The sequence below is a fragment of the Pseudomonas fluorescens genome, from assembly GCF_001623525.1.
Classification (GTDB): Bacteria; Pseudomonadota; Gammaproteobacteria; order Pseudomonadales; family Pseudomonadaceae; genus Aquipseudomonas; species Aquipseudomonas fluorescens_Q.
Map to the genome: position 1 here is coordinate 3284340 of NZ_CP015225.1, position 11464 is coordinate 3295803.

Sequence of the window (11464 nt, forward strand, 5' to 3'; positions counted from 1 at the left end):
GGCTGGAGGTCATCCGGATAATGCAGCGGTGAGCGAAGCGGGTGATCGTCAGTTCGTGACGCCGATACAACGAGCGAGACCGATGCGCCCCTGTACCGATGAGGATAGCGCAGGGGATCAGACTGTAGAGGATGAGCCTCGATATCGGGGCGAACATTCACACAAACGATGGAGACCAACGGGACTGGCCACACTTCAAGGACGATGTAGTATGTTGTATTACAAACCACTACATCGAGATCGTCATGTCCATCATGTCATTGCGCTTGCCCGATGACGTCGCCGAAACCCTGGCGGTATTGGCCAAGGCTACCGGGCGCAGCAAATCATTCCTGGCCGTCGATGCGCTACGCGAATACCTAGCCCGTGAAGCCTGGCAGATCAAGGAAATCCAAGAAGCCTTGCATGAGGCAGATGCAGGTGACTTCGCGAGTCCCGAGGATGTCAGCACGATTGCCGAAAAATGGATGAACAATGCAGGTTGAGTGGCTGCGTACTGCCCTCAAGAATCTGGACGACGAAGCCGCTTATATTGCGCTGGACAATCCAAAAGCAGCAGCGCACTTCGTCAAGGCAATTCTCATGAGCGTCGAGCAACTTGCTCAATTCCCTGCGTCCGGTCGTGAAGGCCGCCTGGCTGGCACCCGTGAATGGGTTGTCCCCGACCGCCCATACCTGATTCCCTATCGCGTTCGCCACGGACGTGTGCAAATCCTGCGACTGTTCCATACGCGACGATTGCCGCCCAACGCCTGGTAGGTGCAGCCACTCGCTTCAACGCAGCCCCGTCACTCCGTAAAAAACGCCATACCGGCATACGGTGCCTGCCGACAAGCCTTCAACCGCGACGCCAGGTCGCCCACATGTACTTCAAGCTTGTGCCCGTCCGGGTCGAGAAAGTAGAACGAATCACCCTCGCTGCGGTTGTCGCGCCACGATGACACCTGGGCCGCGTTCAGCCGCGCCACCAGTGCCGGGAAATCCTCGGCAGTGATGCTGAAAGCGTAATGGGTGTAGTCCGCCGCCGGCTGGGGCCGGCGCAATGGGTCGAAAGCCAGGCACAACCACAAACCCGGCAGCGACAAATAGGCCCCGCGGTCCCACTTGGCTTCGAGACGCAACTGTAATAGCTCGCCATAAAAACCCACGCTGCGATCCAGGTCGGTGACGGCAAGGGTCAGATGATTGAGGCCTGAGAGCATCAGCAAACCACCTTCAGAAAAGAGTGATAACCCAGTGGGCGTGGGGCGAACCCAGGGTACTTCCAAGCTCCGACATCGCCGACGGATTCCCCGTCCAAGGCCCTAGGCAAAGTCCTACGCAGAACTCTCCAGTGACACTCAAACACGCCAGAAACAGCCGATTCAAAGCCCTGCACAACAATCTGTAAAGTCTGGAAACACACCGCTATCGAAACACCCCACGGACAGCACCATTCACCAAGGAATGTAATCGCACCATGAACCAGACCGCTCAAGCACCCCATCACTTCACCCACTACCGCAAGGTGATTTCCCTGGCAGACCAGAACTGGCAGGGCACCGAAGCCGGAAAGGTCTCAGGGCTGAATGTCGAGGTCAAGACACCCAATGTGCTGGTCGACCAATACGGTCGTACCTTTCATCATTTCTGTACCACGTCCTACCTGGGCCTGGACTATCACCCCGCATTGCTGGACGGCGCCATGACGGCCCTGTGGGAAACCGGGACCCTGCGGGTCGCCAACTCAAGGAATCGCTGCAAACTGGCGATCCTGGACCAGTACGAAACCCAATTGTCGGAGCTGTTTGGCGCCAGTTGCCTCAGTGCCCTGTCGTGCAGTGCGGCAAGCGCCGGAATCCTGCCGCTGCTGGCCAGCGGTGCATTCACCAACCATTGTTCGCCGGTCATGGTGTTTGACAAACACGCCCATTACTCGATGAACCACAGCAAGGCCGCCTGTGCCGATGAAACCCAGGTCGTCACGTGCCCGCACAACGACATGGACTTCATCGAAGACCTGTGCAAACGCCAGCGCTGCGTGGCGTACGTGGCCGACAGCGCCTACAGCATGGGCGGATTGGCGGACCTGGACAGCCTGATGTATCTCAAGCAACGCTATGGCCTGTTTCTTTATCTGGATGACTCCCACGCGCTGTCTGCGGTCGGGGAGTCCGGCGCAGGCCTGGTCCGTTCGCGCGTCCCGGCCGTGGATGAACGCACCCTGATCGTTGCGTCCTTGGCCAAGTCATTCGGGGCCAGTGGCGGGATGGTCATGTTTGGTAGCGAGCGGCACAAAGCGCTGGTGCAGCGTTACGGTGGGCCGAGCAATTGGTCCCAGAGCCTGAACGCAGCGGCCATCGGCGCCGGTATGGCGTCGATACGCCTGCACCGCAGTCGAGAATTCAGCGCCCTGCAGGAGCGTTTGCAAGCTAATATCCGCTTCTTCGACAGCCTCGTGCGCACTGAACAGCGCGGCAATCCCATGGCAATCCGCATGGTGCCCTGCGGTGAAGCGGCCCTGGCCAACAGCCTGGCCGTCGAACTGGCCGAACTGGGGTATTTCACTTCAGCGGTCTTTTTTCCCGTGGTGCCGCAAGGCAAAGCCGCCATTCGCATCACCCTGCGCGCCGACATGGAGCCGAACGTGATTCGCTCGTTTTGCGAAAAGATCACCGAACTGCTGCTGACCCACGGGCGTGACATCCGCCCTTGAGACAGGACGCTCGATGAAGAACCGTACAACCCTGATCGTCACTTGCACTACCGTTTTCCTGGCCCAACTGGGCATGAGCATCTACTTGCCGGCCCTGCCCGATATCGCCCGGGACCTGGGCGCCGATGCGTCCCGGGTTTCCTGGGGCTTGTCGGTGTACCTGATCGGCATGGCGCTGCCCATGTTGCTGTGGGGCAGCCTGAGCCAACGGCTGGGGCGCAAGCCGGTCTTGCTGGCGGCCTTGGGGTTGTACGGCTTGGGCAACCTGGCCCTGCCGCTGGGCACAACCGTGGAGGCGTTCCTGACGCTCAGGTTGATCCAGGGCATCGGTGCCAGCGGTATCTCGGTGATGGCGCGGGTACTGATTCGGGACAGTTTCAGCGGCGACCTGTTGGCCAAGGCACTGTCATGGATATCGATCGCCTTTGTGATTGCCCTCGGTATCGGCCAGTACCTGGGCTCGCTGATCCAGGCCGTTTTCGGCTGGGAGGCGATTTTCCAAGGCTTGGGCGCCGTCAGCCTGGCCATGGCAGCGGCGGTGTCCCGGGCCAGGTTCCCGGTGCTGGTGCAAACCGGCAACGGGCAATCGGCGTGGGGCATCTACGGGCACATCCTGCGACAACGCGCGTTCCTGCTGCCGGCCTTGGCCGGTGGGCTGGGTTACGGCGTGATCGTCGCCTTCAACACCGCCGCGCCACTGATCCTGCAGGAAAGCTTCCACTGGTCACCCATTGAATACGGCCTGCTGGGCTGGCCGGTCAGTGCGGCGTACTTGCTTGGGGCGTTGGTGGTGAATGCTTTTGTACTGCGTACCGGTCAACGGCGAATGATGGGCTGGGGCATTGCCCTGGTGCTGGGCGGGAGCATGAGCATGCTGGCAGGCAGCCTCACCTTGAGCAGTGTCGCGCTGCTCTTCTGGCTGCCGTATTGCTTCGCGGTGTTTGGCCAGTCGTTGATCTACCCCATCAGCCTGTCCCTGGCCAACGAAGGCTCACCGGTAGCCGGCGCTTACGCCATGGCGTTGAGTGGGTTCCTGCACCAATTGATGGCCTCGGTGATCGGTGCCATGGCCAGCCTGTTGTTGAGCCAACAGGCCTGGCCGCTGGCGGCGTTATGCGCACTGTTGGGGGCGGCGGCGATGCTCTGTGTGAAGTTCGTGCCACCCCGGGTCGCTTAGGCTTTGTACGAAAAGTGCCTGCGCGACGATCATGCTGCGTTGAAAACAGGCTCGGAATGCTCATTGACAACCAGTCAACTCCGCTTCCTCGCCTGTTTTCGCCTTGCCTGATCGCCGCTCGGCGACTTTTCATACAAAGCTTAGAACGCGCTGCGGAAAATCTCTTCGATCTGCCGCTGGTCCGCCGCCCGTGGGTTAGTCAGGCCGCAGGCGTCTTTCAAGGCGTTGGCGGCCAGCACCGGTACGTCGTTGAGGCGTACACCCAGGTCACGCAAACCGGCCGGAATGTCCACGTCAAGGGCCAGTTTGCGGATCGCCGCAATGGCGTCCCGGGCTCCCTCTTCCGGGCTGAAACCGCGTGTATCGGCGCCCATGGCATGGGCCACGTCGGTCAAGCGAACGGCGCATACCGAAGCATTGAAGCTCTGCACATGAGGCAACAGCACCGCGTTGCACACACCATGAGGCAGGTCGTAGAAGCCACCCAACTGGTGCGCCATCGCGTGCACGAAACCCAGCGATGCATTGTTGAACGCCATCCCCGCGAGAAACTGCGCGTAGGCCATGTTCTCCCGCGCGGTCAGGTCATTGCCGTCACGCACGGCCAGGCGCAGGTTGTTGCTGATCAGGGTGATGGCCTTCAGGGCACAGGCATCGGTGATGGGGGTGGCGGCGGTGGAGACATAAGCCTCGATCGCGTGAGTCAGTGCATCCATGCCGGTGGCGGCTGTCAGGCCCTTGGGCATCGCCACCATCAGCGCCGGGTCGTTCACCGACATCAATGGGGTGACATTGCGATCGACAATCGCCATTTTCACGTGGCGTGTCTCGTCGGTGATGATGCAAAAACGGGTCATTTCGCTGGCGGTGCCCGCCGTGGTGTTGATGGCGATCAGCGGCAGCTGGGGCTTGCTCGAACGGTCGACGCCTTCATAGTCACGAATCTGCCCGCCGTTGGTGGCACACAGGGCAATGCCCTTGGCGCAGTCGTGGGGCGAACCGCCACCCAGCGACACGACGAAATCACACTGGCTCTCCTTCAGCAGCCCCAGCCCGAGCTCGACGTTGGCGATGCTTGGGTTGGGCTTGGCGCCGTCGAAAATGACCGAGTCGACGTCCTGTATCGCCAACAATTCGGCCACCTTGGTGGCGACGCCGGCCTTGGCCAGCCCCACGTCGGTGACGATCAGGGCTTTGCGAAAGCCGTAGTTGCGGATAGCGGTCATCGCTTCATCGAGGCAGCCCAGCCCCATGATGTTCACGGCGGGAATGAAAAAAGTGCTGCTCATGGGGTCACGCTCCTGGTTGAGGCCGGATCGGCAGGGCCTACAGAATGACCGACTAGTCATGACGCATCTTGATCTGGCTCAAGACTGGGTCGTGATAAAGTCGCGCCCTGCCTTTGCCACGTTTTGAGATGATCCTTGCGATGACCGATTTCCAGGAATACGACACCCGGCTCGAAGACTGGGAGGCCTTGCGCGCCGACACCGCCTTCAGCGGCCTGTTGGTGGGCAATGGGGCCAGCCGCGCAGTGTGGGATGATTTCGGCTATGACTCGCTGTTCGAAAACGCCCGCACCGTCGAGGAGAAACCCCTGAGCCCGTCGGAGCTGAGCGTGTTCGATGCGATGCAGACGCGCAGTTTCGAGCAGGTCCTCGCTGCGCTTAAAACCACCAGTCGGGTCAACAAGGCCCTGGCTGTCAGCTCCGCCGCGCCGCGCAATCGCTATTACGCGATCAAGGAAGCACTGATCAACACTGTGCATGCGGTGCACATCCCATGGCGCCTGGTGCAACCCTCGACCCTGGCGACGCTCAACCAGGAGCTGAGCCGCTACCGCACGGTGTTCACCACCAACTACGACCTGCTCAACCATTGGGCGATCCAGCAGGCGCCCGAGAACATCAGCGACCTGTTCTTCGGCGATGATCACCATTTCGACCTGAGCCAGGCGACCACCGACAAACCACGCCTGTTGTACCTGCACGGCGGCCTGCACCTGGTGCGCAACCAGGACGGCACGGCGCGCAAGCTCACCTCCACCGAAGGCACCTTGCTGGGCAGTTTCGCCATCAACAACACGATCAAGACCCTCGACGACGTGCCGTTGTTCGTCAACGAAGGCCCAAGCCAGGACAAACTCAAGACCATCCGCAGCAGCGATTACCTGTCGTTCTGCTACGACCAGTTGCTGCAGCACGGCGACAACCTGTGCCTGTTCGGCCATGCCCTGGGCGAGCAGGACAAGCACATCGTGCAAGCCCTGCGCCTGGCCGCACCGAAGACCGTGGCGATTTCGATCTATCCCCGTAGCCAGGCGTTCATCCAGCATCAGAAGCGGCATTACGCCAAGGTGTTCCAGGGGCTGGAGGTGCAATTGCGCTTCTTCGATGCAAAGAGCCACCCGCTGGGCGATCCGAAGCTGTCGGTGCCGGTGGAGGTTTAGCCAGTGCTGGCATGACCTGTAAACCCGACTTCAGTGAATGACCGTGGCGAGGGAGCTTGCTCCCGCTGGACTGCGAAGCAGTCCCATCGTGCAAATGACGGCTGCTTCGCAGCCGAGCGGGAGCAAGCTCCCTCGCCACGGGAAGCTCGCTGCCACAGGGATGAATTCAGAGCGCCGCCACGGTCTTGTCCTTGATCACCGTCGTCGGTCCGTTGGCCTTGACGCTGGCAATGCCTTTGTCCCGGGCCGCGTCCGATGAATAAGCTTCACTGCTGCCAATCACTTCATGGTTGGCCGCCTTGAGGTTGAAGTACGGATGGCCGTCCTTGGTGTTCTTGAGTTCATAGCGCTCGGCCAACGGACTGTTTTTCTGCACCGAAGCAATGCCACCCTCGACACCGCTGCGGGTGGTGTACAGCTCACTGGTCAGAATCGTTTCAGCGTTGGCCGCCTTGAGTACAAACCGAAACTGGCCGCTGCTGCTTTTGCTGATTTCGTACCATCCGGACATGATTTTTCTCCTGGCAATGAAGACATGCTCCGAGAGTAAAGACCCGCCGCGCTTGCCCTGCCAGTCCGCTGTGCAGCATTACTACAATGTGATGGCCGTGCCCAGCAGCGTCAGGAAACCCGCCAGCCAGCTCGGGTGCGCAGGCCAGGCCGGTGCAGTGGCGAGATTGCCCTGGACATGGCCTTGGGTCACGGGAATGTCGATATAGGTCCCGCCCGCCAGTCGGACTTCCGGAGCACACGCCGGATAGGCGCTGCATTCACGCCCTTCGAGAATGCCCGCCGCCGCCAGCAATTGCGCACCGTGGCACACCGCGGCAATCGGCTTGCCCGCCAGATCGAAATCGCGCACCAGTTGCAGGACGGTTTCATTCAGGCGCAGGTATTCCGGCGCTCGTCCCCCCGGCACCAACAGCGCGTCGTAGTCGGCGGCCTGGACGTTGGCGAAGTCATGGTTGAGGGCAAACAAGTGCCCCGGTTTTTCACTGTAGGTCTGGTCGCCTTCGAAATCGTGGATCGCCGTGCGCACCGTCTGCCCGGCGTTTTTGTCCGGGCACACGGCGTGCACGGTGTGGCCAATCATCTGCAGGGCCTGGAACGGCACCATGACTTCATAATCTTCGACGTAATCGCCGACCAGCATGAGGATTTTCTTGGCGGCCATGGGAAGGGCTCCTTTGGGGGGCTGCGTAAGTGGTTAACGCATTAAAGGTAGCCCGCTACGTCGGTAGATGAGGGATAAGCGCTGATTACCTGACGGGATGCACCTCGCTCCCACAGGATGTCAGTGATGTCAGACGAGATAGCCATCCGCCCGCAGCAGCGTTTCGAGGCAATGCTCGGTAACGTGGTAGAAAGCCTCGAGCTCCTGGATCTTGGCCAGCAGCTCGGTGGGGTCCGCCGGTTCGGCGCGTTTGACCGCGAGGATCATCTTGTTCTTGTTGGTGTGCTCAAGGGAGATGAACTCGAAGACCTTGGTCTCGTAGCCGCACGCTTCCAGGAACAGCGCCCGCAAGCTGTCGGTGACCATTTCCGCCTGCTGGCCAAGGTGCAGGCCATATTGCAGCATTGGCTTGAGCAAGGCCGGGCTCTGGATCTGCAGGCGAATCTGCTTGTGGCAGCACGGCGAGCACATGATGATCGAGGCGCCCGAGCGAATGCCCATGTGGATCGCGTAGTCGGTGGCGATGTCGCAGGCATGCAAGGCGATCATCACGTCCACCGCGCTCGGCGCCACGCTGCGCACGTCGCCGTGCTGGAAGCTCAGGCCCGGGTGTTCCAGGCGCGCGGCAGCTTCGTTGCACAGCTTGACCATGTCTTCGCGCAGCTCGACACCGGTCACCACGCCTTCGGCCTGCAAGGTGTTGCGCAGGTAATCGTGGATGGCGAACGTCAGGTAGCCTTTGCCCGAACCGAAATCCGAGACCCGCACCGGTTTGTCCAGGGCCAGCGGCGACGACGTCAGCGCATGGCTGAAGACCTCGATGAACTTGTTGATCTGCTTCCACTTGCGCGACATCGCCGGAATCAGCTCGTGCTTGTGGTTGGTCACGCCCAGGTCGGCCAAAAATGGTCGGTTCAGGTCGAGGAAGCGATTTTTCTCACGGTTGTGCTCGGCAGATGGCACTTCCCGCAGTTGCTGGGGCTTGCTCTTGAACAACGAGCTCTTGCCCTTCTTGCTGTACTCCAGCTGCGCCTCGTCGGTGACCGCCAGCAAATGTGCGTTCTTGAACGATGCCGGCAACAGCCCGGCAATGGTTTCCACCCCTTCGGCTACAGGGAAATTCTTGGTGATATCGCGAGTCTTGTAGCGGTAGACGAAGGACAGGCACGGCTGGTCCTTGACCGTCAGTTGCTTGATGATCAGCCGTTGGAGGTCCGCTTCGTCCCCTACGTACTTGGCCAGCACCAGTTTGATGAACGCATTCTGTTCGAGACTGGTTTTCAGCAACTCGATGAACTGGGCATGGTGATCCGGCGCGTGATGGGCGGGGGTTGCAGTGGCGGACATGAACAAACGGCCTCGGGGCGGGCGAATCGGAGAATGGCGGGTATTTTAGGGGGGATGGGGTGCGAGGGCACGGAGAATTTCCCGGACGGTGCGAATTCGGCTAATGCCCCCTCCGCGATGACCAACGTTGTTGCAAGCAGCGGGGTTCATGTGGCGAGGGAGCTTGCTCCCGCTCGGCTGCGAAGCAGTCGCCTGGAAAAGTTGATGTCCGACAGAGAACCGATGGGGACCGCTTCGCGGTCCAACGGGAGCAAGCTCCCTCGCCACACAAGCGCTCTTGCCATGACCGAAGTTTTAGCCCAGCACCACCAACCTATTCGGCAGTTCATTGCGCTCCTGGGTCACCGGCACGTGCTCCTTGAGCAATTCGCCGCAAGCTTCGATGCAGGTCACGAAACCCTGCAACGTCTGCCCCTGGCGAACCTGCTGGGTGAACGCTGCGACGATGGCATCCCAGCATGTGTTGTCCAGGCGCTTGGAAATGCCTTCATCCACCAGGATTTCCACGTACCGCTCAGCCTCGCAGACAAAGATCAGCATCCCCGTGCTGCCCACTGTGTGATGCAGGTTCTGCTCGAGGAATTGCCGGCGCGCCAGGTTGGAGGCCCGCCAGTGACGCACGGAACGGGGGATCAGATGCGTGGTGATCCTGGGGATGCGAAACATCAGGCACAACACAATGAAACTGACCCATTGCACCAGCAACAGGCTGTGCATCGTCAGCCAGCCGGAAAGGTAATGGACCACGCCGGGCACCACCAGGGCCAGCAGGCTGGCCCATAACAGCGGGATATAGGCGTAGTCGTCGGCGCGGGCGGCCAGCACCGTGACCAGTTCAGCGTCGGTATGCCGCTCGACCCGGGCGATGGCCTCGGCGACCTTGCGTTGTTCGTGTTCAGTCAGTAATGCCATGGTTAGAAATGCCTGCTCATTATTATTGTCACCAGCCGCCCGACGAACCGCCGCCCCGAAACTGCCACCGCCACCACTGAAGCCCCCGCCGCCCCCGCCGCCGAAGCCTCCACCGGATCCGCCCGAACGGCTGGAGCCACCACTTCCGGTCGGCAGGATACCGAGCATCTGGCAGACCAATATCGTCAAAATAAACAGTATCACCAGGAAGATGAACAGCCCGGGATGGCGCTCGACAAAATCGCCCTGCTCCTGCTGCCCGTCCGCACTGTACGCCGGCGCCGGCTCGTCCAGCGGGCTGCCGCCCAGCACCACCAGCATCGCCGCGACGCCGTCGCTGATGCCTTTGTTGAAGTTGCCAGTCTTGAAAGCCGGGGTGATCACCTGGTTGATGATCACCGAACTCTGCGCGTCGGTCAGGCGATCCTCCAGGCCGTAGCCCACCTCGATGCGCAGTTTACGGTCATCCCGGGCGACGATCAGCAGTGCGCCGTTGTTTTTATCCTTCTGCCCGATGCCCCAGTGGCGCCCCAGTTGATAACCGAAGTCTTCGATGCTGCTGCCTTGCAAGTCCGCCAGCGTGACCACCACCACCTGTTCGCCGGTGGCCTGTTCATGGGCCTTGAGCTGCGCTTCCAGTTGCGCGCTCACCGACGGTTCGAGCATCTGGGCGGCGTCCACCACGCGCCCGGTCAATGCCGGAAACTTCAGCTCGGCCTGGGCCGTGATGGCAAACGCCCAGAGCAACAGCACAAAGGCGCAGCTGCGAGCGGCTAGCTTCAAGCCGTAAGCAAAAGCAGTGCGCAGTACCTGTGCTTGCGGCTTGTAGCTTGAAGCGTGTAGCTGCTCCATCAAAACTTCACTTCCGGCGCTTTCTCGGCATTGGGGCTGGTGGCCTCGAAGGTTTCGCGGATCGGCAGGTCGCTGTACATCACGCTGTGCCACAGGCGCCCCGGGAATGTGCGGATTTCGGTGTTGTACTTCTGCACGGCCAGGATGAAGTCGCGGCGGGCCACGGCGATGCGGTTCTCGGTGCCTTCGAGCTGCGATTGCAACGCCAGGAAATTCTGGTTGGCCTTGAGGTCCGGGTAACGCTCGGACACCACCATCAGCCGGCTCAACGCGCCGGTCAACTGGTCCTGGGCCTGCTGGAACTGCTTGAGTTTTTCCGGGTTGTCCAGGGTGCTGGCGTCGACCTGGATCGACGTGGCCTTGGCCCGCGCTTCAATCACCGCAGTCAGGGTTTCCTGCTCGTGCTGGGCGTAGCCCTTGACGGTTTCCACCAGGTTGGGAATCAGGTCGGCGCGGCGCTGGTACTGGTTCTGCACCTGGCCCCAGGCGGCCTTGGCCTGTTCGTCCAGGGTCGGGATGTTATTGATGCCGCAACCGGCCAGCAACGTGGTGAGCAGCATCAGGGCCAGCATCGGCAAGCTGCGAAGGTGGTTCAGTCGTGGATTCATCGGGTGGAGCTCTCCCTTGCATGACATTGGAAAAACACGGCCACCTATCTCACCGGCACCTGGGGCATAATCTGCCGCCGCACTGGATTGAAACGGGTCGATGGGCTAAAAGATGCGCAGTGCGAAACTAAGTTCAGCCCAATGGGTTCGAAAGTGTGCTGCATTTAACTGAACAACAATAGCCGCTCCTTATATTTTGGCCGACCGGCGTGGCCTGATCACCGCCCTTTTAGGCTTGCGAGAAAACTAT

12 protein-coding genes and 1 pseudogene are annotated in these 11464 nt (G+C 60.8%); 5 read left to right on the forward strand and 8 right to left on the reverse strand.

What is annotated here, in order from left to right:
- Positions 1-245: 245 nt before the first annotated feature.
- Positions 246-485, forward strand: coding sequence for a CopG family ribbon-helix-helix protein (locus TK06_RS14045; RefSeq protein WP_063322563.1), 240 nt, complete (start codon positions 246-248; stop codon positions 483-485).
- Positions 475-759, forward strand: a complete 285-nt coding sequence (locus TK06_RS14050; RefSeq protein ID WP_057449709.1) for a type II toxin-antitoxin system RelE/ParE family toxin — start codon at positions 475-477, stop codon at positions 757-759. Before TK06_RS14045 ends, TK06_RS14050 begins: the two co-directional genes overlap by 11 nt.
- Before the next feature lie 29 nt (positions 760-788).
- On the opposite strand, the gene fos is transcribed toward TK06_RS14050, so the two are convergent.
- Positions 789-1202, reverse strand: coding sequence for a fosfomycin resistance glutathione transferase (fos, locus tag TK06_RS14055; protein ID WP_063322564.1), 414 nt, complete (start codon positions 1200-1202; stop codon positions 789-791).
- Positions 1203-1459: 257 nt separating this feature from the next.
- On the opposite strand from fos, the gene TK06_RS14060 reads away from it, so the two are divergent.
- Both TK06_RS14060 and TK06_RS14065 read left to right on the forward strand, forming a co-directional pair.
- The gene (locus TK06_RS14060; RefSeq protein ID WP_063322565.1) at positions 1460-2695 is read left to right on the forward strand and encodes an aminotransferase class I/II-fold pyridoxal phosphate-dependent enzyme; all 1236 of its coding nucleotides are present in this window, start codon (positions 1460-1462) and stop codon (positions 2693-2695) included.
- Between the two features lie 13 nt (positions 2696-2708).
- Positions 2709-3872, forward strand: coding sequence for an MFS transporter (locus TK06_RS14065; RefSeq protein ID WP_063322566.1), 1164 nt, complete (start codon positions 2709-2711; stop codon positions 3870-3872).
- A 140-nt stretch (positions 3873-4012) separates the two neighbouring features.
- Here TK06_RS14065 and yiaY read toward each other — a convergent pair whose 3' ends face one another.
- On the reverse strand, positions 4013-5161 hold the full coding sequence (gene yiaY / locus TK06_RS14070; protein WP_063322567.1) for an L-threonine dehydrogenase: 1149 nt from the start codon (positions 5159-5161) through the stop codon (positions 4013-4015).
- 140 nt (positions 5162-5301) lie between these two features.
- Here yiaY and TK06_RS14075 point away from each other — a divergent pair, with 140 nt between their 5' ends.
- Positions 5302-6321: a DUF4917 family protein gene (locus TK06_RS14075; RefSeq protein WP_063322568.1), complete on the forward strand. Its 1020-nt coding sequence runs from the start codon at positions 5302-5304 to the stop codon at positions 6319-6321.
- Positions 6322-6487: 166 nt separating this feature from the next.
- On the opposite strand, the gene TK06_RS14080 is transcribed toward TK06_RS14075, so the two are convergent.
- From TK06_RS14080 to TK06_RS14105, 6 genes and pseudogenes are all read right to left on the reverse strand, one after another.
- A complete protein-coding gene (locus TK06_RS14080) occupies positions 6488-6832 on the reverse strand; it encodes a YegP family protein (protein WP_063322569.1) in 345 nt (114 codons plus the stop codon).
- Between the two features lie 81 nt (positions 6833-6913).
- Positions 6914-7495 carry a DJ-1/PfpI family protein gene (locus tag TK06_RS14085; protein WP_063322570.1) on the reverse strand — a complete coding sequence of 194 codons (582 nt, stop codon included), beginning with the start codon at positions 7493-7495 and terminating at the stop codon, positions 6914-6916.
- Positions 7496-7624: 129 nt separating this feature from the next.
- Positions 7625-8842 carry a class I SAM-dependent methyltransferase gene (locus TK06_RS14090; protein WP_063322571.1) on the reverse strand — a complete coding sequence of 406 codons (1218 nt, stop codon included), beginning with the start codon at positions 8840-8842 and terminating at the stop codon, positions 7625-7627.
- Between the two features lie 294 nt (positions 8843-9136).
- Positions 9137-9754, reverse strand: a complete 618-nt coding sequence (locus tag TK06_RS14095) for a TPM domain-containing protein (RefSeq protein ID WP_063322572.1) — start codon at positions 9752-9754, stop codon at positions 9137-9139.
- A gap of 28 nt (positions 9755-9782) precedes the next feature.
- Positions 9783-10537 (reverse strand): annotated as a pseudogene (locus tag TK06_RS14100) (TPM domain-containing protein).
- A 68-nt stretch (positions 10538-10605) separates the two neighbouring features.
- Positions 10606-11214: a LemA family protein gene (locus tag TK06_RS14105; protein ID WP_003198691.1), complete on the reverse strand. Its 609-nt coding sequence runs from the start codon at positions 11212-11214 to the stop codon at positions 10606-10608.
- Positions 11215-11464: the final 250 nt, after the last annotated feature.